At 67.5% G+C, this 18,136-nt stretch carries 19 protein-coding genes and 2 pseudogenes; 9 read left to right on the top strand and 12 right to left on the bottom strand.

Features of this window, described 5'->3' with window-relative positions; translation table 11 throughout:
* Nucleotides 1–162 precede the first annotated feature (162 nt).
* Nucleotides 163–1,065 (top strand): NADP-dependent oxidoreductase, encoded by a 903-nt coding sequence (locus ACIPSA_RS41820; protein WP_402645025.1) that lies wholly within the window; start codon nt 163–165, stop codon nt 1,063–1,065.
* 20 nt (nt 1,066–1,085) lie between these two features.
* On the opposite strand, the pseudogene ACIPSA_RS41815 reads toward ACIPSA_RS41820, so the two are convergent.
* A pseudogene (locus ACIPSA_RS41815) lies at nt 1,086–1,839 on the bottom strand (transposase); the annotation flags it as partial.
* A 160-nt stretch (nt 1,840–1,999) separates the two neighbouring features.
* Nucleotides 2,000–3,133, bottom strand: a pseudogene (locus ACIPSA_RS41810) (FAD-dependent oxidoreductase).
* Nucleotides 3,134–3,244: 111 nt separating this feature from the next.
* Between ACIPSA_RS41810 and ACIPSA_RS41805 the strand changes: the two are divergent.
* Nucleotides 3,245–3,973, top strand: coding sequence for a TetR/AcrR family transcriptional regulator C-terminal domain-containing protein (locus tag ACIPSA_RS41805; RefSeq protein WP_402645022.1), 729 nt, complete (start codon nt 3,245–3,247; stop codon nt 3,971–3,973).
* Nucleotides 3,974–4,099: 126 nt separating this feature from the next.
* The gene (locus tag ACIPSA_RS41800; RefSeq protein WP_402645020.1) at nt 4,100–4,498 is read left to right on the top strand and encodes a hypothetical protein; all 399 of its coding nucleotides are present in this window, start codon (nt 4,100–4,102) and stop codon (nt 4,496–4,498) included.
* A gap of 76 nt (nt 4,499–4,574) precedes the next feature.
* Here the strand turns inward: ACIPSA_RS41800 and ACIPSA_RS41795 are convergent, their stop codons facing one another.
* From ACIPSA_RS41795 to ACIPSA_RS41785, 3 genes are read right to left on the bottom strand one after another with little or no spacing between them, the layout of a single operon-like run.
* Nucleotides 4,575–4,985, bottom strand: coding sequence for a hypothetical protein (locus ACIPSA_RS41795; protein ID WP_402645018.1), 411 nt, complete (start codon nt 4,983–4,985; stop codon nt 4,575–4,577).
* 30 nt (nt 4,986–5,015) lie between these two features.
* Nucleotides 5,016–5,612 (bottom strand): NADPH-dependent F420 reductase, encoded by a 597-nt coding sequence (locus tag ACIPSA_RS41790; RefSeq protein ID WP_402645016.1) that lies wholly within the window; start codon nt 5,610–5,612, stop codon nt 5,016–5,018.
* A gap of 41 nt (nt 5,613–5,653) precedes the next feature.
* On the bottom strand, nt 5,654–6,472 hold the full coding sequence (locus ACIPSA_RS41785; RefSeq protein WP_402645014.1) for a 3'(2'),5'-bisphosphate nucleotidase CysQ: 819 nt from the start codon (nt 6,470–6,472) through the stop codon (nt 5,654–5,656).
* Nucleotides 6,473–6,611: 139 nt separating this feature from the next.
* On the opposite strand from ACIPSA_RS41785, the gene ACIPSA_RS41780 reads away from it, so the two are divergent.
* Nucleotides 6,612–7,520, top strand: a complete 909-nt coding sequence (locus ACIPSA_RS41780; RefSeq protein WP_402645013.1) for a LysR family transcriptional regulator — start codon at nt 6,612–6,614, stop codon at nt 7,518–7,520.
* 353 nt (nt 7,521–7,873) lie between these two features.
* Here the strand turns inward: ACIPSA_RS41780 and ACIPSA_RS41775 are convergent, their stop codons facing one another.
* A complete protein-coding gene (locus ACIPSA_RS41775) occupies nt 7,874–8,872 on the bottom strand; it encodes an NADP-dependent oxidoreductase (RefSeq protein ID WP_402645010.1) in 999 nt (332 codons plus the stop codon).
* Between the two features lie 122 nt (nt 8,873–8,994).
* Here ACIPSA_RS41775 and ACIPSA_RS41770 point away from each other — a divergent pair, with 122 nt between their 5' ends.
* Entirely contained in the window at nt 8,995–9,870 is an 876-nt protein-coding gene (locus ACIPSA_RS41770) for a LysR family transcriptional regulator (protein WP_402645007.1), read from the top strand.
* Between the two features lie 519 nt (nt 9,871–10,389).
* Here ACIPSA_RS41770 and ACIPSA_RS41765 read toward each other — a convergent pair.
* Nucleotides 10,390–11,946, bottom strand: coding sequence for a M4 family metallopeptidase (locus ACIPSA_RS41765; RefSeq protein WP_402645004.1), 1,557 nt, complete (start codon nt 11,944–11,946; stop codon nt 10,390–10,392).
* Nucleotides 11,947–12,322: 376 nt separating this feature from the next.
* On the opposite strand from ACIPSA_RS41765, the gene ACIPSA_RS41760 reads away from it, so the two are divergent.
* On the top strand, nt 12,323–12,565 hold the full coding sequence (locus ACIPSA_RS41760) for a transposase (RefSeq protein WP_402645001.1): 243 nt from the start codon (nt 12,323–12,325) through the stop codon (nt 12,563–12,565).
* Nucleotides 12,566–12,676: 111 nt separating this feature from the next.
* Here ACIPSA_RS41760 and ACIPSA_RS41755 read toward each other — a convergent pair whose 3' ends face one another.
* Nucleotides 12,677–13,171, bottom strand: coding sequence for a hypothetical protein (locus ACIPSA_RS41755; protein ID WP_402644998.1), 495 nt, complete (start codon nt 13,169–13,171; stop codon nt 12,677–12,679).
* A gap of 75 nt (nt 13,172–13,246) precedes the next feature.
* Here ACIPSA_RS41755 and ACIPSA_RS41750 point away from each other — a divergent pair, with 75 nt between their 5' ends.
* On the top strand, nt 13,247–13,576 hold the full coding sequence (locus tag ACIPSA_RS41750; protein WP_402644995.1) for a transposase: 330 nt from the start codon (nt 13,247–13,249) through the stop codon (nt 13,574–13,576).
* Here ACIPSA_RS41750 and ACIPSA_RS41745 read toward each other — a convergent pair.
* Nucleotides 13,545–13,946 carry a hypothetical protein gene (locus tag ACIPSA_RS41745; RefSeq protein WP_402644993.1) on the bottom strand — a complete coding sequence of 134 codons (402 nt, stop codon included), beginning with the start codon at nt 13,944–13,946 and terminating at the stop codon, nt 13,545–13,547. The two genes, ACIPSA_RS41750 and ACIPSA_RS41745, sit on opposite strands and share 32 nt — an antisense overlap.
* Before the next feature lie 241 nt (nt 13,947–14,187).
* Between ACIPSA_RS41745 and ACIPSA_RS41740 the strand changes: the two genes are divergently transcribed.
* The gene (locus ACIPSA_RS41740) at nt 14,188–14,772 is read left to right on the top strand and encodes a GNAT family N-acetyltransferase (RefSeq protein ID WP_402644990.1); all 585 of its coding nucleotides are present in this window, start codon (nt 14,188–14,190) and stop codon (nt 14,770–14,772) included.
* Between the two features lie 30 nt (nt 14,773–14,802).
* Here ACIPSA_RS41740 and ACIPSA_RS41735 read toward each other — a convergent pair whose 3' ends face one another.
* Nucleotides 14,803–15,339 carry a transposase gene (locus tag ACIPSA_RS41735; protein WP_402644987.1) on the bottom strand — a complete coding sequence of 179 codons (537 nt, stop codon included), beginning with the start codon at nt 15,337–15,339 and terminating at the stop codon, nt 14,803–14,805.
* 277 nt (nt 15,340–15,616) lie between these two features.
* Entirely contained in the window at nt 15,617–16,153 is a 537-nt protein-coding gene (locus tag ACIPSA_RS41730; RefSeq protein WP_402644984.1) for a hypothetical protein, read from the bottom strand.
* Between the two features lie 194 nt (nt 16,154–16,347).
* Here ACIPSA_RS41730 and ACIPSA_RS41725 point away from each other — a divergent pair, with 194 nt between their 5' ends.
* Nucleotides 16,348–17,139, top strand: coding sequence for a class I SAM-dependent methyltransferase (locus tag ACIPSA_RS41725; RefSeq protein ID WP_402644981.1), 792 nt, complete (start codon nt 16,348–16,350; stop codon nt 17,137–17,139).
* 554 nt (nt 17,140–17,693) lie between these two features.
* Here ACIPSA_RS41725 and ACIPSA_RS41720 read toward each other — a convergent pair.
* A partial coding sequence (locus ACIPSA_RS41720) for a transposase (protein ID WP_402644978.1) occupies nt 17,694–18,136 on the bottom strand: 443 nt, incomplete at its 5' end.

The raw sequence follows: 18,136 nt of genomic DNA, 5'->3' as shown, positions 1-18,136 counted from the left end.
GCGAGGTGGCCCCGGAGGCAGCTCGCCACGTGTGGGCGGTCATGACGTAGGGTCGATGTATCGGAGTAGAAACGTGCTCTGGGGCCGAGCAGATAGCCGGACAGAGTACGCGCACACGCGGTATCGGACGATCCGCCACTTCTTCCGCGGAAGGAGTGCGTCATGAGGGCAGCACAGTTCAGCTGGTTTGGCGGCCCGGAGGTTCTTGAGATCGTTGACCTCCCCGATCCCCATCCCGGCGCCGGAGAGATACGGATCAAGGTCCGTGCCGCGGGGATCAACGCCAGCGACTGGAAAAAGCGTCAGGGCCTGATGGACCAGGAACTGCCACAGACCCTGGGCTACGAGGCTGCGGGCATCGTTGACGAGATCGGCGACGATGTCTCGGGTGTCACGGTTGGCGACCGGGTCTTCGGAGCCTCACCATACGGAGCCGCCCAAGCGGAGTTGGCCGTGCTGTCCTATTGGGCCCCGATCCCGAACTCGCTCGACTATGCGAGGTCTGCAGCGATCCCTGCGGCAGCCGAGACCGCAGCGCGCTCGCTCGACCAGCTTGGCGTCACAGCGGGCAGCACCGTGCTCATCAGCGGGGCATCGGGCAGCGTCGGGAGTGCCGCTGTCCAACTCGCCATGGAGCGCGGCGCGCGCGTCATCGGCACGGGTAGTCCAGGCACGCACGATGCCCTCCGCTCGCTCGGGGCTGAGCCGGTGGCATACGGCGACGGGATGCCGGAACGAGTCCGGGCAATCATGCCGTCGGGTGTCGATTTCGCACTGGACGTCGCTGGCAGCGGCGTCCTTCCCGAACTCGTGGAGCTCGCGGGCGCGCCCGAGCGCGTGATCACGGTCGCCGACTTCCGGGGCGCGCAGCAGACGGGCATCCGCTTCAGCCGCGGCGACACCGGCCGCGCCACCTACGCGCTGGCCCAGGTAGCTCAAATGACTGAAACGGGACGATTCTCCATCCAGGTCGGCCAGACCTTCCCCTTGACCGAGGTGGCCCACGCGCACCGCGTCGGCGAAGCCGGGACTCTGCGCGGCAAACTCGTGCTACTCGTGGACTGACCGGTCTTCGAAGGGACTCTTCACGATCGAAGGGGCAGTTGCGGCCTGAATCCGCCGGTCTCGAGCAGTGACCGTGCAATGTAGTTGGGCAGGTTGCGGAATCCGAGCGCGGATCCACGGAGGTGTTCGAGGCGGCCGTTGATCGCCTCTGTGGGACCGTTGGACGTACCGGGACGGTCGAAGTAGGCCAGCACATCGGCAGCTCGCTTCTTCAGGGTCCGGCCGAGCGTAACGACCTCGGCCAGCGCGCGAGGAACGCCGTGGCTGACGGACGCGATGAGCTTGTCCATCAGCGGGCGACCGCAGGTCCGGTTGGGCTCGCGGTAGGCGGCAACCATCCGTTGGTAGATGCCCCAGGTGGCCTCGACCTCGACGTGCTCATCAGCAGCGAACAGGGTGGCCAGCCGGTCCCTCTGCTTGTCAGTGAGCAGGTCCGCGCCGGTGTGCAGGATCCGGCGTGCCTTGTAGAACGGAGGGATCCATGACCGCGACCGCGTCGGGGAGTTCTTCGGCAGCGGCGGTCTTGAACCCGGTGAACCCGTCCATCGCAACGACATCCACCTTCTCGCGCCAGGACTCCTCGCGTTCGGCCAGCCCGGTCTTGAACGCCTGCTTGGAGCGGCCCTCGACCATGTCCAGCAGCCGGGCGGTGCCGGTGCCGTCGCGGATGCTGGTCAGATCGATGATCACGGTGCCGTACTTCTCGCCGCGCTTGGTGTGGCGCCACACGTGTTCGTCGACCCCTATCACGGCCACGCCGTTGAACCGGTCTGGACCCTTCATTGACTTGGAGTTCGTCATGCGCGCACTGGCCCCGCATGCCGAGTCAGGTGCCCGAAGCCGCCGTCGTCGCCCAAAAGCTGGCGGTGGAGCGAGCTGAGTACCTTCGGCTTGTGGATGCTGACCACAGCGCTGCTCCTTCATGGCGTCTCGCTCACTCGGTCGGTTCCTGGCCAGTGAGCAGGTCGAGCAGGCCGGCGGGGGCGTTGTCGCCGAAGATGAGCTGGTGGTTCTTGTCGGATTCGGCGGCGAACCGGGCGCTGCGGGAAAAGAGAGCCTGCTCGTACTCCGCAAGGGCGGCTTCGATGTCGTAGGGATGTGCGGCGATGGCTTTGGCGAGTTCGGCGCCGTCGAACATGGCGAGGTTGGCGCCCTCCCCGGCGAACGGTGACATGAGGTGGGCGGCGTCGCCTAGCAGCGTCACTCCGGGAACGCGGTCCCACCGGTGGCCGATCGGCAGGGCGCTGATCGGGCGCGGGGCGAGGGCGGTTTCCCCGTCAGTGATGAGTGCGGTGAGTTCGGGCGCCCATCCGGTGAATTCTGCCGCGACCTGGGCCGCCGCCGTTTCGGGACTGGCGAGGATGGCGGCGATCCATTCCTGCGGCTTATTGAGCGCGACGTAAGTATGCAGAACGGCGTGGGCCTCTCGATGGCCGAGGATCCCCTTGTCGGCCATGACGGCGAACAGGGAACCGTCGCCGGTGGCCTTGGCCGCTGCGGGGTGGCGCTGGTCGGCGTCGTACAGGTAGGTCTCGATGAACGACGTGCCGACGTACTCGGGCTTCGCGTCGGAGAGCAGCGGCCGGATCCTCGACCAGGCGCCGTCCGCGCCCACAAGGAGGCCGGTCGTCGCGGTCGGCCCGTCGGCGAACGTCAGCTCGTGCCTTCCGTCTCCGAGGGGGCGGACACTGGTGACTTTGTGTCCCCACTGGATCATCTCGTCGGGCAGCGAGTTGATCAGGATCCGACGCAGGTCTCCGCGGAGCACCTCGGGGCGCCCGCCCGTGCCGTCGTCGGGCTGGTCGAGCAGAACCGCGCCGTGCTGGTCGAGCACGCGCACGGCCTCGCCGCCTTCGTGGATGATCGCGCGGAACTCGTCGGTGAGGCCGGCCGCTTCGAGGGCGAGCTGCCCGTTGTACTCGTGGAGGTCGAGCTGGCCGCCCTACGTGCGGGCGTCCGCCGATGTATCGGCTTCGTAGATGGTCGCGGGGATGTCGTGCAGGTGCAGGACCCGGGCGAGGGTCAGGCCGCCGAGCCCGGCGCCGACGATCGTGACGGGAGTGGTCATGGTGGTTTCCCTTTCGGCTGGACACGCTCTACTCGGGTACAGTGTTCGCAGTAATGGCGTCACGATATCACTACTGCGAACAGTGAGCGCAGTAGTGAGGAGGGAAACCCGATGGACGACGCTCACACGGTGGTCTGGAACCGGCCGGAGCGGGCCGCGAAAGGCCCCGCACCCTCACGCACCCGGGCGGAGATCACCGCCGCCGCCATCGCGATCGCCGACGCCGAGGGCATCGAGGCACTGTCCATGCGGCGCGTCGCCAAGGAACTGGGAACGGGCACAGCCTCGCTCTACCGCTACCTGGCGTCCAAAGACGACCTGCTCGATCTCATGCTCGACGCCGTAGCGGGCGAAGACGGCGGCCCGCCTGCCCCCACCGGCGACTGGCGCGGCGATCTGCGGACACTGGCCTATCGCTCCCGGGCCACCATCCACCGGCATCCCTGGATGACCTCCCTCGCGGCAGGGCGCCCATCACTTGGACCGAACTCCCTCGATGCCACCGAACACGCACTCGCCGCCCTCGATCCCCTCGGCTTCGACATCGACATCATGATCACCGTCGTCGATACGCTGCATGCCTTCGTCCGCGGCTACGCCATCGGCGAGCTCGCCCAGCAAGAAGCCGTCCGACGCTCCGGAGTCGGCATCCAGCAATGGATGGACGCCCACGCGCCCTACCTCGACAAAGTCGTCAAGGCCGGGCGCCATCCACTCCTCGCCCGGGTCATTCGTGATGCCGAACTTCCCCACGCGGCCGACAGCGCCGAGCGAGGTTTCCAACTGGGACTCGAACGACTCCTCGACGGATGGGAGGCCAACCTCCCCATCCGGCCCTGACGATTCGGCAGCGCCAACTGGGAGGTTCCTCGGCGAACTCCGCACTCCGACGTCGGCCTCGGCGCGCCGAACCCCCGACGCAGCACGATTCCCAGAAGCGCCCTCTGCCCGGGCAAGATCAAGAACATGACGCCAGACTGGCAGGTGATGGTGCGCAGGATGGTCGACTTGCCGCCGCCGGTGCCTGCGGAGATCAGGACGTGCGAGGAGTCGGCGTCCAGGTCGACGGAGACCGCCTTGCCGCCGGATCCGACGCCGATGACGCGTGCGGACTCCCTGGCCTTGGCCATCAACTCCCGGATCTTAGGGTCCTTCAGCAGGGCCTTCGCCGGGGGCTTGCGGGTCTTCTTCACCATCACGTACGTCTCGCGGCCGGCCACGTGCCAGGAGAACGTCACGCCCTCCAGTGCGAGCTTCTGCCTGATGAGGTCGGCGATCAGGTCCTTGGAGAAGTCCAGGCGCCCCGGCACGTCGACGCGTATCTCTGCGGCGTCGTCGGAGAAGTTCTTCGGGATGTGGAGGTAGCGGCGCGGGTCGGTCCGCTCCGGCAGCCTGAGCGGCAGCACGAGCGCCTCATGCAGCCGGAAGACCCACTCACGCATCAACTCCGGCGCTTGCGGGTCAGCAGCCCGTACGTGACACCGCCGACGGTCAACGCGGAGGCCGCGCCGATGCCGCCGGTCTCCAGCGCGGCGAGGGTCTGGTCCCGGTTCTCCCACAGATCCTGGGCCATCTGCCATCTGGTGTCCGGGCGCCTGCCGACCAGGTAGGCGCCCTCCCCCGCCGCTGCGAGCCAGGTGATCCGGAAGGCCAGGCGCTGCGACCCGGCCCGGTAGGAGGAACGCCCCACGCGGCCTTCGGCCTTCGCCAAGACCCGGGTACCCGAGCGCCAGAACGTCGCGTCGGTCCGCTTCACCCCGTCCATGGGGCGCCCGGCCAGGAACCGGCCGATACCGAACGCGAGGGATTCGGCGGTCTCTTCCACCTGCTTGTCGAACTTCGTCTGCGCCATGCCGTGCCCCGGCGGTGCACTGTGTGCGGATCAGCGGGCGATCGAGATCGCGAAGGGCGCGAATCCGCTGGACCGAATCACGTGCGGTACGAACAGTATCGCGGCCTCCGTGGCGCGGGCGGTTTGGATTCCGCCGAGGTCGGTGATCCATTCCTTGCGCCAGCCGAGGTCGGTGAGCAGTTCACGGACGGTCTGCTTGGCCTGCGGGTCGTCGCCGGAGAGGAAGGCGTCGGGCGCCTGGGTGAGCGTGGCCGGTGCGGTCATCACCGAAAAGAGCATGGTGTTGAGTGTCTTGACGACGCTGGTTTCGGGGAGCGCTTCTTGGAGGTGCTCGGCGAGGCTTGAGCCGGGGTAGATCAGGTGGGCAGGCAGTCCGTCCGGTCCGTCGACGGTGGCGTTGGAGACGTCGACGAGGATCTTGTCGCGCAGTTCCTCGCGCAGGGCGACGAGCCGGTCCAGCGAGCCGGCTCCCGGGGTGGCGTTGATGACGATCTGGGCTGTCCGGGCAGCGTCGGCGGCGGCGCCCGGCGCACGGTCCGCCACGGTCACCTCATACCCTGCCCGGGTGAGGGCTGTGGCCAGGTTGCCGCCGACGCGGCCGTTTCCGAGAACTGCGATCGTGGTCATGATGATCTGGTCCTTCCGTGCGTGCAGGTTGTGGTGCGCGGTCAGCGTGAGAGCGAGGCGACGGCCTCGGCGTGGACGCCGGGCGCGGCGGCCAGGAGGCTCTCGCTCTGCGGGGTCCAGGGGCGGCCCTCGGCGTCGGAGATCTGTCCGCCGGCCTCGGTGACGAGCAGCGCCCCGGGCAGCAGGTCCGCGCGGGCGCCGGCGAACTGCCAGAAGGCGTCGATCCGGCCGGCGGCCACGTTCAGCAGGTGCAGGGTCGCGGGCACGGCGGTGCGGACGACGAGCGCGTCGAAGAGCATCGCGGTGATCGAGGAGCCGACGCGCCGCACGACCTTCTCGTCCTCGTCCGGCCGGGCCTGGCTGGTGGCCACGATGCTCAGGCCGAGGTCCGCGGTCTGGGAGACGTGCAGCGGCCGGCCGTCGAGGTAGGCGCCCGCGCCGGTGAGCGCGGTGTAGGTCTCGCCGGTCAACGGGAGGTGGACCGCGGTGAGCACCGGCTGGTTCTCACGCACGAGGGTGGCGGTCACCGCCCACTCCGGCAGGGCGTGCAGGTGGTTGACGTTGCCTTCGGCCGGATCCACGACCCACCATTCGCCGGGCGGCAGCGCCCCGCCGTCCAGCTCGTCCTCCACCCAGCCGGCGTCCGGGCGCAGGCGCGTGAGGCGGGGGCGCAGGATGTCGAGGGCCGTGGCGTCGTTGGCGGCGAGCGCGCGCATCAGCTCTTCGCGAGTCTGGTAGCGGACCACCTCGCCGAAGCGCTCGCGCAGCGCCGAACCGGCCGCGCGCACGGCGATCGCGGTCTGGCTGAGCAGGTCGGCGTCGGAGGCGGCGACGTCAGTGGTCTGAAGCGTTTCGGACATGGTGGTACTCCCGTGTGAGGAGGGGTGATGAGGCCGGTCGAGGGCCGAACTGCGCGATATTTCTTGCGCTTTCGCCTCAACGGTATGCAGCCCCGTAATTAACTTCAAATGCATGTCAAGCACGGCTAGGATTACTCCCATGCAATTGGATTTGAACCTGCTCGCCGCGCTCGACGCGCTGCTGGAGGAGGGAAGTGTGGCCGGGGCGGCCGCGCGCCTGCACGTCACCGCCCCCGCGATGAGCCGGAGTCTGGGCCGAATCCGGCGCACGACCGGGGATCAGATCCTGGTGCGCACCGGCCGCACGATGACCCCGACGCCGTATGCAATCGCCGTCCGGGAACAGGTGCACGAGCTGCTGCACCAGGTCCAGGGGGTGCTGGCACCGAGCCGTGAACTCGATCTGGCAACGTTGGAGCGCACCTTCACACTCCGCTGGCATGATTCCCTGGTCGCCTTGAGCGGCCCCACACTGCTCTCGGCCGTGCGCGGACAGGCGCCGGGCGTGCGATTGCGCTTCGTCGCGGAATCGAGCATCGACACCCCCGAGTTGCGGCGCGGCGAGGTCGACCTGGAGGCGAACGCCAACCGGCCGAGCGCACCGGACATCCGTGCCGAGAACGTGGGGGAGACCCGCCTCGTCATCGTCGTGAGGCAGGGGCACCCCCTCACCCGAGTCAGGACCGTCACCGCAAAACGGTACGCCGCCGGTGAGCACGTCACCGTCTCGCGACGTGGAAACCTCAGCAATGCCCTCGACGACGCCCTCGCGCGGCTCGGCCTCACCCGCCGCGTGGTGGCGACCGCGCCCACGGAAGCGGCCGCGCTGGAGTTCGCGCGCGGCTCCGATCTCCTGATCTGCGTCCCCGAAGCCACCACGCGGTCAGCGGTCGCCGACCTCGGCCTGGTCGTGCTCCCCCTCCCGCTCGAACTGCCGTCGGCACCGATATACCTGTCGTGGCATCAGCGCTACGACACCGACCGCGCCCACGCCTGGCTGCGCGGGCTGGCGCGAACCGCGCTGGCCATGCGCGGAGCGTCGTCGTAGTCGGCGCCGTCCGGCCGCTTCACTCATACGTCCACGCGCCCACCTCGATGCCGCACGGCCGACCGCTGTGCGGACCCGCATCAGATCACCAGCCCCCGGCAGTAGGCGTACACGACCAACCTGAACGGGGTCGCGACGTCCGAGTTTGCCGAGAACGCAGGACACGAACGTCTTGATGGTCTCCCGGCTGCTGACGGTGAAGCAGATCGCCGCCGCGTTCGGCGACGTGCCGAGCGACCGCGCCGCTGCGGGTCAATTGGTGGTGTCTTCGGTCAGGACCGCTTCCAGCTCGGGCACATTCAGCTCGTCCAGGGCGAGGGCGTAGTTCGCCACCGCCTGCTGGAGTTCGGCGATCACGAGACCACCGTCAGCACGATCTTGCCTTGGAGGTGGCCCTGCGCGGCTCGCGTGTGTGCGCTGCCCGCCTGGGGCAGCGGGTAGGTGCTGTCCACCCCGACCTGGAGCTTGCCCTCGTCGAACAGGCGCCCGATCTCGGCGAGCTGGGGGCCGTTGGAACGCACCTGAATGTTTGAGACTGTGATGCCCAGACTCGCGGTCTCTTCCGGGTCGTACTGGGCGAAGAACACCGGAAGCATGGTGCCGCCGCGCTTGAGCACGGTCAGGAAGCGTGAGCTGTCCGGGCCACCGACGGTGTCGATCACCAGGTCGACACCGCTGACCACGTCTGCGCCCTGCGTCCTGGTGTAGTCGATGAACTCATCGGCGCCGAGCTTGCGCAGGAACTGCTCGTGCCGGCCCGAGGCCACCGCGATTACGTGTGCCCCCTTCCATTTCGCCAGCTGCACCGCGAAGTGGCCCACTCCACCGGCGGCCCCATTGACCAGCACGGTCATCCCTGGCGTGATCGGCACCGGCTGGTGCACCTGGCCGGTGAAAGGAGACGGCACGTCGTGGCCGAGATCAACCAGGTACTGCCAGGCCGTAAGCACGGCCATCGGCGCCCCAGCCGCCTGCACGTGGTCGATACCGGCCGGCTTGTGAGCCAGGTCCGAAGCCGGCGCGGCCACATACTCGGCGTACGTCCGGCCGTCGAATCCGGGGAACCGCAGCATGCCGAAGACCTCGTCACCGACGGCGAACCCCAGCACGTCCGGAGCGACCGCCTGGACCACGCCCGACATGTCCGTTCCGGGGATCAGGGGGAACTCCAGCGCCGGCCGCACCTCGGCCGGCATGACCTTCATCCCCTCACGCAGGTACCAGTCCGGCGGGTTGATTCCCGCCGCGTGCACCCGGACGAGCACCTCGCCCGGGCCGATCTCGGGAACCGGCACCTCGTCATACTGCAAAACTTCCGGCCCGCCCGCTTCGTGGAACTGGATCGCCTTCATCGCGCCTGTCGCTTTCTTGGGGAAACGTTGCTCCTTCAGTCAAGGCCCAGGACGGCATGGCCGTCCAAGACCGGTTCGGCAACCTGGCCATTCCGAAACGGCATGACGCCTACGCTGGAAGGGTGAACGATCTCGGACAGGACCTGGAACTGCGGCTGGTGCGCTACTTCACCGTGGTGGCGGCACACCAGCACTTCGGCCGGGCCGCCGCCGACTTGCACGTGGCCCAGCCGGCGCTGAGCCGCCAGATCCAACGGCTCGAGAAGTATCTCGGCGCACGACTGCTGGACCGCGAACCCAAGGGCACCCGGCTCACTCCGGCCGGCCAGAGGTTCCTCCCCCGGGCCCAAGCCCTGCTGCAGGCCGCCCGCCAGGCCGAGCTGGCCGTGCGTGAACAAGCCGAAACCGAACGAATCGCCATCGGCTACGTTGAAGACCTGGTGATCACTTCCGCCGTACGGGAACTGCGCCGCCGTCACCCGGACGCCGAGATCGCCACCCGGTACCTGAGCTGCCGCGACGTCGGGGCGCTGTCCGACAAGCGCATCGACGCCCTGATCGCGCGGGCTCCGCTGCCGCTCGCCGCCGACGACGTGTTCACCACCCCGCTGTACGAGGAGCCTCGGATGCTCGTGGTCCCGCGCGGCCATCCCTTGGCCGACCGCACGTCGGTGACCGCGGAAGAACTGGCCGGCGAGGAGGCGGCGCCGTGCGCCTTCGAGACCGCGGACTGGACTTCCTACCGGATCCTCGGGGCCGGCGTGCCGCCGATCGAGAGCTACGAGGACAAGCTCGAACTCGTCGCGAGCGGCAGGGCGCTCGCCGTGCTACCGGTCGGCGATCGGCGTAGCTCACTGCGTCCCAACCTCGTCACCGTCCCGATCGAGGGCGCTCCCCCCAGCCAGGTCGTCCTGGTCAGCCGCAAGGGCGACCCGAATCCGATGATCAGGAATCTCCGGCTGGCGGCCAAGGCCGTCCTGACCGCCCCGGCAGCCTGACCGGGACCCGCTTGGCGCTGAACTGCCCCAAGCGGTGCTCACGCGCGCTGTGTTCGTCGCGCATCTGCCGGTATCGCTCGGGTTGTGCCGGCTCAGCGTCCGACCTATGGAACGGCGATCAAGCACGCCGTCTCGACCAGGAACCGTTGCCGTATCGCGTGAGGGTGCAGGGAAGCTTCAGATCCGACCACGTCAACACACGTATTGTTCAGGGTCGTCGTTGAGATGCGCTCCGGAGCGCTGCCTGTCGCGAGCGGCAGCCCGCCAACGCCTAGATCAACTTCCTAGCGTTGTTTTTTCGCTGGAAGCCCCCAGGTGCCCTAGGCTAGGAGCTGGCCACAGCGCTGGGCTGAGAGTGTTCGCCCGGGACAACGCCTCCCACTCGGCCAGCAGGGCGAGGAGAGACAAATCGGGTCGGGCCTGCATGATGTGCTTCCTCGCAGCCAAGAAGAATCAGGGGTTCCGGATCACCGGGAGTGATTCGGAACCCCTGGGCAAAGGCCAGAGACTACGGTTTGGCTAGGCCACGTTGACCGCGCTCCAGGCGGCAGCCACGGCCTTCGCCTCGGCGCCGTCCGGGCCGTACAGGTCGCCGGCCGCCTTCAGGGTCGCCTCACGGGCGGCCTTGTAGTCGGTCGTCGAGGTCATGTAGGCGGTGAGTGCCTTGTACCAGATCTTGTACGCCTTGTCCCGGCCGATGCCGGTGACCGTCGAACCGTTCGACGTCGGGGAGTCGTACTCGACACCGTTGATCGTCTTCTTGCCGCTGCCCTCGGACAGCAGGTAGAAGAAGTGGTTCGCGATGCCGGAGGAGTAGTGGACATCGAGGTCCCCGGCGCCCTGCTTCCAGGCGTCCAGCGAGTTGCCGTCCTTGCTGGGCTTGTCCATGTAGCGCAGCGGCGTGCCGTTGCCGTTGATGTCGAGCTTCTCGCCGATGAGGTAGTCGCCGACATCTTCCTTGTTGTCGGCGAAGAACTCGACCGAGGTACCGAAGATGTCGCTGGTCGCCTCGTTGAGCCCGCCCGACTCACCGCTGTACTCCAGCTTGGCGGTGCGCGAGGTCAGACCGTGGCTCATCTCGTGGCCGGCCACATCAAGAGAGGTCAGGGGCTTCTTGTTCCCCTCACCGTCACCGTACGACATGCAGAAGCAGCCGTCGTCCCAGAACGCGTTGACGTACGCGTTGCCGTAGTGAACCCGGGAGTACGCGGCCTTGCCGTCGCCGCCGATGCCGTCGCGGCCGAGCTCCTTCTTGTAGAAGTCCCAGGTCATCGCGGCGCCGTAGGCGGCGTCCACGGCAGCGGTCTGCGGGTCGTCGCTCTTGCCGTTGCCCCACTTGTCGTCGTCGTCCTTGACGATGTCGCCGGTACCGCTCTCGCCCTGGTGCAGGTCGTAGGTCTTGTGGCCGCCACGGTCGGCGTCGGTGAGCTCGAAGCCCGACCCCGTCTTGGTGCTGGAGAGCGGGACCTCGCCGCTGTACTGGCTGGTGCCGGTGCCGGTCTCGATGGCCTGGTAGTGGTACAGCTCCTTGCCTGTGGTGGCGTCGGTGATGACGTGCAGCCGGCTAGGGGTGCCGTCCTGCTGGACACCCGTCTTGACCGTCTCGAAGGCGAGCACGGGATTGCCCTTGCCTCCGGCCCAGATCACCTTTCGGGCGTCGGCCGCCGCCTTGAGGGCGGCGGTGGTGGCCGCCACTGATATGCGGACGTTGCTGGCCTTGGTGACGCCCTTGAGCTTGCCGTCCTTGGCGGTGTGGGTGACGAGGTCGCCGCCGAGTACGGGCAGCCCGGCGTAAGTGCGGTCGTACCGGGTGTGCACCGTGCCGTCGGGGTCCTTAATGACGTCACGCACGATCAGTTTTTCCTTGGCACCCAGTCCGAGAGTCCGGGCAGCCGACGCTGCTTCCGTCTGCGCGGCCTTGACGGCCGCAACGCGGTCAAACGTCCCGCGGCCCTGGGTGCTCGCCTCGGCTCGTTCCGGGGTGGCCTGCGCCGCACCAGTCTGTGCCGCGATCACGGCTGCGGCCGCCAGGGCCACAAGGGCGGCGGTAGGGCGGGTGTTTGCATGGAGGGTCATGTGGTCTCCATCGATCGTTCCTGTGGGGGGATGCGAAGAGCCTGGCACCCGGCGAGAGAAGTTGACAGGACACGGACACACACCTCACAACTCCTCGACGTTTTCCGTCCGCTTATGGTGATGGAGTGTTCGATAGTCGGCAGAGTTTGACGCAGCATCAACCGAGCCCAGGCGGGTTCTGATTTGCGGAGCATGAACTCAGCCGGGTCTTTCCAGCTCCACATACACCCTTGGGTGCGCACGAGTCGACGCGGGGCTTCCCACAGCGCTCGCCAATCCGACGTCCCCGCAAGGTTCGTACGCCAATAGCCACTGCTCTGCGGCCAAGTGGGAGGTTGCCAGCACCCGCAGAGAGGTCCCCTCTCCCAACGTCACGGTGGCCGTGCCCCAGGACCGCAACGGGTCGTTCGAGCCGCAGCTGGTGCCCAAGCACGCGCGGAGGCTGGCCGGGTTCACCGAGCAGGTCCTGTCACCGAATGCCCGGGGCACGTCGGTGACGGAGATCCGCTCGCGTCTGGTCGGCATGCACGGCGTCGAGGTCTCCCCGGACCTGATCGGCAAGGTCACCGACGCTGTTGCCGACGAGCTGGCGGCCTGGCACAACCAGCCACAGGAGTGATCGATAACTGTCCTGAGTGAACGTTCCTGCATTCACCCTCTGACCTGGGCTTTCACGGAATTGCGGTCAGAACCCAGGTAGATCACGGCTTCGGAACGTGCGGGGAGAGTCTCATAGCGGATCTTGATCCGCAGGGCGTCCATGTGGATGATCGGCCATCCGCCGCCAGTCGATCCCCGCCAGATGGGACGGCCAGCCGCCTCCACGTCGTGCTGCCCGCTCGGGGTCGCCCAGCTCCTGCAGTTCCCGGGTGATGCGCTGGCGCCAGTGCAGCAGCGTTGCCTCGTTGCACTTGTTCTTCGGCGTGTCACGGAACGGACCGATGCGGACGAGGTCCTGGCAGTCCATCTCCACCGCGTTCAGTTCCGCTGCCGCCCGGCGCACCTCAGTCTCCGGAACACTCCACTGGCCCCCGCTTGCCTTCACCGTCGCCACCACACGGCCGCCGAGCAAGACGTACCCCACCCGAGCACTGGCAGGAGAACAGGTGAACGCCGCAGAAGCCGTCGGCACAGCACTCTCGGTCGTCAAGCCGACCCACAGAACGTCCGCAGCGCCCAAAGGAATCAGGCCACCGCTACGCCCCGGAATGACACGCTCAGGCATACCGACAGGCTAACGGCCCGCACTGTGCCTCCCCTCGTACCGTGGAGCCTGTGATTGCAGGGGAAGTTGGGGTTCATGGGGTCCAAGCAACGTACGTACGAGCCTGAGTTTCGTGAGGGTGCTGTACGCATCGTGATCGAGACCGGGAAGCCGATACCGGAGGTGGCCGAGGAGCTCGGGGTGCATCCGGGCACGCTGCACAGCTGGGTGTCGCGATGGCGGCGCAATGGCTCAACGACGTCGGACCGGCCCGTGTCCGACGGCTCCGTCGGACGGCTGCGGGAGAGCGAGCGCACTGAACTGGACCGGCTGCGGCGGGAGATGAGCGAAAAGAACAAGCGCATACGCGAGCTGGAGATGGAACGTGATGTCTTCAAACGCTGCATGGCCTTGTGGGTGAAGTAGCTGGAGCGGACCCGGCCCGCCTGGCCGGGGTGATCAGCGACTGCAAGGCCGAACAGCGTGGTGTCACCGAGCGGTAGCCGATCCCAGCATCGGCCAGGGCGAGGGCGAACTCGGCTCGCATCTCCAGGAGTTGCCCCATCGAGGTCAGTTGCCCGAATTCCGCGATCTTCCTGCGCCAGCGAGGGTCGCCGGTGGCCGTGGCGTCGAGTGCGGCCGCCATCGTCTCCAGGGCGTCCAGCCCGACGAGGACAGCCAGGTTCGTCCCTGCGGCAACTTCCATGACCCGCACGGGGTGGGTGTGGGAAGCGTCGGTAAGCCACCGCTGGAGCACCGGGCGGGCGGCGGAGGGCTGGGAAGCGTCGCTGGTCATCGATTCGATCTCGCCCGGCCGGTGGCCGGGGGTGGGCCAAGGCGCCGGTGGGATCAGGGCGGCCGTCCCGGTCTCGGCGGACCGCGTCCGCAACCGTCAGAAGCTGGACTCCCGTGATCGCGACGGAATGAGGCGATCTCGCCTCGATCTGGCTTACCTGCACCCCATCCGACGGGCCAGGCTCCCGATCTGGCAGAAAGTACCTGATCACACAGCGGGTGCGGGTGTTATGGTCCCTCGCATGGCTGAATTGATCGCTCCCACAAAACGGCTGCATTCCTCGTGGCTCACGGCGCGTGACGAGTGGCAGCCTGGTGCTCACCAGGACGGGGCTGGCCTGCGTCTGGTTGGTGAAGATGACCTCGACAGCCCGGAAGGGTTCGCCTCATGGGTCGAGCGACTGCGACAGCAATCGGATCGGTCGCTGCCTGTCGGGGAAGGACGCGTCCACGCCACTCACTGGTGGATTGTCGACGGCGAGACGTACCTCGGGGCCATCGACCTTCGGCACTATCTGAACGCCTTTCTGTTGGAAGGCGGCGGACACATCGGCTACAGCGTTCGGCCTTCCGCCAGGAGACGCGGACTGGCCACGTGGGCGCTGGGAGCGGTTCTGCTCAAGGCGCCGGCGCTGGGTCTGGACCGGGTCCTCCTCACCTGTGACGACGGCAACGTCGGCTCGGCGCGCACCATCGAAAGCAACGGCGGCGTCCTCGAAGATGTGCGCAGCACCGAAACCGGAGTCAAGCGCCGCTACTGGATCACTCTCAACGACGCTGGTCACAGCCATTCATTGATAGCCGCGACGAGGACGGTCGCCTCGTAGCGGACCGCGAGCTTGATGCCTCTATGGATGTCAACACGCTGACGCGGCGGTGCACTTGGGTGGGTTGATCGTCTGGTAGATCTCTCGTGCGACGTAGCGTTTGAGGCAGCGGATGGCTTCACGGCGGGACTTGCCTTGGGCGACACGACGCTCCACGTAGTCGCGTGTGCGGGCGTCCCAGCGCAAGCGGGCCAGGACGATGGTGTAGAGGGCGGAGTGGGCCTGGCGGTCGCCGCCTTGGTTGAGCCTGCGGCGCTGGGTCTTGCCCGAGGATGCCTCTACCGGGCTGACGCCGCAGAGTGCGGCGAAGGATGACTCGCTGCCCATCCGGTCCGGGTTGTCGCCGGCCGCTATCAGCAAGGCGGCAGCGGTGTCCGGGCCGACGCCGTAGCGGTCCAGCAGACGCGGTGCGCAGAGGGCGATTGCCCTGGTGATCCGTGTGGTGAGGTCGTTGATCTCCTCGGTGAGATGCCGGATGCGCCTGGTCAGCAGCCGAAGTGTGTGACGGGCCTGGCGGTGGGACCGCTTCGGGACGTCACCCGGGGATCTGCAACCTCCCGGGGCCAAGTGGCCAATATCGAGGGGCCGCTGAACGGCTCTGGCACAGATCTTGGGGAGCTGTCGCGGAGCGTCACCGCGGTGTTCGATTGCGGGGACTCAGCTCTGTGTGAGACCGCGTACGCTCCCCTTCTCACGACCGGGGATGATGCTCCGTCAGCTCTGTGACGCCTCCGTATCGAACGGCAGTATCACTTGCTGTAGCCGCTCCCCAAGATCTGTGCCAGAGCCCGCTGAACGACGTCACAGCCACATTCAGGACTGCTCCGGGCCGGAGACTTACAGGTCAGCTCGGTCGAATGGGCCGCTCACGCACCTCCCTGGCCGCGCCCCGTCGGGCCGAGGAGATCCAGGCCAGGTTGCCGCGCTCGTCGGTGAGGGCGAGGAACAGCAGGCCGTGGGACTTGTGCTTGCCGCTGTAGTTTTTGCGGCTGGCTTTGCCGGTGCGGCAGCGGGTGCGGATCAGGGTGCCGGCCAGCAGCACGACCTCGCCGCCGCCTCGGGCGATCTTCTTCAGGGCGCGGTCCAGGCGCGGTGCTTTGGCAGCGAGCAGAGCGATCACCTCGTCGCACCGGCGGCGGATCGTGGTGGCGGAGATGTCGTTGCCGCCGGCCAGGTCGGCGGCGCGCTGGCCGTAGCGCAGCGCCGCCAGCACAAGCACCGCGATCTGGCCGGCGGAGCGGGACCGCCAGCGGGAGCCGATCGCCTTCAAGTGGGCGGGAAGCAGGTCAGCGACGTAGTTGACGGTGTTCGCGGACAGCGGCAGGCGCCACTGGTAGACAAGGGATCCGGCACCCTCGGAGGGTTTGTTGGTATTCGTCACACAATCCCAACCGCCACCGAGGGTGCCTCGTCACGACCCAGCGCTTACGCACCCGCTGCGCGACCACCCGGCGAGCCCGTGGGCACCTTTGACGCCCGCTAATTTCGTTGAGCCCGCACCTGTGATCGTGTTGGCTATCGGCATCGAACTGTCAGTACCGCTGATGTCCGCTTGGCTGTAGCAGGGAGTTAAACGTGCAGGACATTGTCGTCGACCCCGGTGTCCATAATCGGGCAGCCTGGGACAAGTATGTCCAGGAGGGCAATGAGTGGACGAGGCCGGTGAGTGCTGAGGATGTCGAGCGCGCCCGCATGGGCGACTGGTCGATTGTTCTCATCGGGCGTGAGCCAGTCGACCGCTCCTGGCTGCCGACGGACCTGACCGGCAAGGACGTGTTGTGCCTGGCCTCCGGCGGTGGCCAGCAGGGTCCGATCCTCGCCGCCGCAGGGGCGCGGGTCACCGTGTTCGACAACTCGCCCCGCCAGCTCGGCCAGGATCAGATGGTGGCGGCGCGCGACGGACTTGAGCTGCGCACCGTCCTGGGTGACATGCGCGACCTCAGCGCCTTCGGCAACGCAGCATTCGACGTTGTGTTCCACCCGGTCTCGAACGTATTTGTACCCGACTTGGCGCCGGTGTGGCGTGAGTGCTTCCGCGTCCTGCGACCGGGCGGAACTCTGCTCGTGGGCTTCCTCAACCCTGATGTGTACTTGTTCGACCACGAGGCCCTCGACGAGCGCGGCGAGCTGGTCGTCGTGCACAAGCTGCCCTACAGCGATGTCACGCAGTACTCCGCCGAGGAACGCGCCACGAAGTTCGGCGCGGATGCCCCTCTTGAATATAGTCACACCCTCACCGACCAGATCGGCGGGCAACTCGCCGCGGGGTTCGTCCTCACCGGCTTCGCAGAAGCACCGGACCAATCCAACGCATCCGCCCAATACATGTCGAACTATTTTGCGACGCTGGCGGTAAAGCCAGGCTGACCCAGCCGCGACGCCGGCCGAGACGGCCGTGAACAACCAAATGCCATGCGAAGATTGGCCACTGGTTTATTCGATGTGGCCAATCTCCGACTGGCCAAGTGGAGCGCTGCGCCAGCCGACTCCCACTAACTTCGCTGACCCGCTAACGTCAAACGATCGAGACCACAGACAACCGCCCCCGACCAGGCCGAGCACCCGCGACCCCCGCCATGCCAGCACCCTGACCAGCCAATTCAGGATGGTGGATCTTCAATAGCGCTCTCGTCCGCGACCCATCCGGTGATTCTGGGCGGCTGAGCAGCAAGCGTGCTGCGGGGGGGGCGGCCTGCTGGTGGCGGCCAAGCAGGTCAAGGACATCCGACTGCAGTTCCCGCGCCATGCGGAAGTGGGCGCTGAGGATGGGCGAGGTCTCGGCGCCTAGTTCGCGGGACCTGCCAGGAGATGGCCGCCTTGTTCCGGTATGGACGTGGTGCCGGCGCGGGTGGAGGCACTGCGGTCGAAGGCGAAACGCCTGGTCGCGCGCGGCTGGCTGGCCGAGCCGCAGCCGGGCCGGTTCACTCTCGCCCGCGGCGTGAGCGGGCCAGGCGGCGGGTCATGAGCAGGATCATCGACCAGTAGACCATCGCCTCGGCACTGGTGGTGCGCCGCTCGAAGTCGCGCACCAGGCGGCGACTTCGCATCAGGTGGGCGAAGAGGCGCTCGACGATCCACCGCTTGGGCAGCACCACGAACCCCTTCTGGTCGTCGCTGCGTTTGACGATCGCCAGCACCAGGGCGAGCGCGGCCAGGCAGTACTCGACGAGGCTGCCGGTGTAGCCGCCATCAGCCCAGATGAGGGCCAGCAGGTGGTGTGCGTCGGCGACTTGTCGCAACAGGACCTCGGCGGTGGCGCGGTCACCGGTGTCCGCGGCGGTGACCATCACGCCCAGCAGCAGGCCGAGCGTGTCGACCACGACGTGCCGCTTGCGCCCGTTGATCAGCTTGCCGCCGTCGAAGC

It is taken from the genome of Streptomyces sp. NPDC086549, assembly GCF_044746205.1.
In the GTDB taxonomy this organism is placed as follows: Bacteria; Actinomycetota; Actinomycetes; order Streptomycetales; family Streptomycetaceae; genus Streptomyces.
This window is presented reverse-complemented; position numbering and strand designations above follow the sequence as displayed.

Coding starts and splice junctions, on each gene's coding strand:
- ACIPSA_RS41820 (WP_402645025.1), top strand. CDS start 163: ATGAGGGCAGCACAGTTCAGCTGGTTTGGCGGCCCGGAGGTTCTTGAG.
- ACIPSA_RS41805 (WP_402645022.1), top strand. CDS start 3,245: ATGGACGACGCTCACACGGTGGTCTGGAACCGGCCGGAGCGGGCCGCG.
- ACIPSA_RS41800 (WP_402645020.1), top strand. CDS start 4,100: ATGACGCCAGACTGGCAGGTGATGGTGCGCAGGATGGTCGACTTGCCG.
- ACIPSA_RS41795 (WP_402645018.1), bottom strand. CDS start 4,985: ATGGCGCAGACGAAGTTCGACAAGCAGGTGGAAGAGACCGCCGAATCC.
- ACIPSA_RS41790 (WP_402645016.1), bottom strand. CDS start 5,612: ATGACCACGATCGCAGTTCTCGGAAACGGCCGCGTCGGCGGCAACCTG.
- ACIPSA_RS41785 (WP_402645014.1), bottom strand. CDS start 6,472: ATGTCCGAAACGCTTCAGACCACTGACGTCGCCGCCTCCGACGCCGAC.
- ACIPSA_RS41780 (WP_402645013.1), top strand. CDS start 6,612: ATGCAATTGGATTTGAACCTGCTCGCCGCGCTCGACGCGCTGCTGGAG.
- ACIPSA_RS41775 (WP_402645010.1), bottom strand. CDS start 8,872: ATGAAGGCGATCCAGTTCCACGAAGCGGGCGGGCCGGAAGTTTTGCAG.
- ACIPSA_RS41765 (WP_402645004.1), bottom strand. CDS start 11,946: ATGACCCTCCATGCAAACACCCGCCCTACCGCCGCCCTTGTGGCCCTG.
- ACIPSA_RS41755 (WP_402644998.1), bottom strand. CDS start 13,171: ATGCCTGAGCGTGTCATTCCGGGGCGTAGCGGTGGCCTGATTCCTTTG.
- ACIPSA_RS41750 (WP_402644995.1), top strand. CDS start 13,247: ATGGGGTCCAAGCAACGTACGTACGAGCCTGAGTTTCGTGAGGGTGCT.
- ACIPSA_RS41745 (WP_402644993.1), bottom strand. CDS start 13,946: ATGACCAGCGACGCTTCCCAGCCCTCCGCCGCCCGCCCGGTGCTCCAG.
- ACIPSA_RS41740 (WP_402644990.1), top strand. CDS start 14,188: ATGGCTGAATTGATCGCTCCCACAAAACGGCTGCATTCCTCGTGGCTC.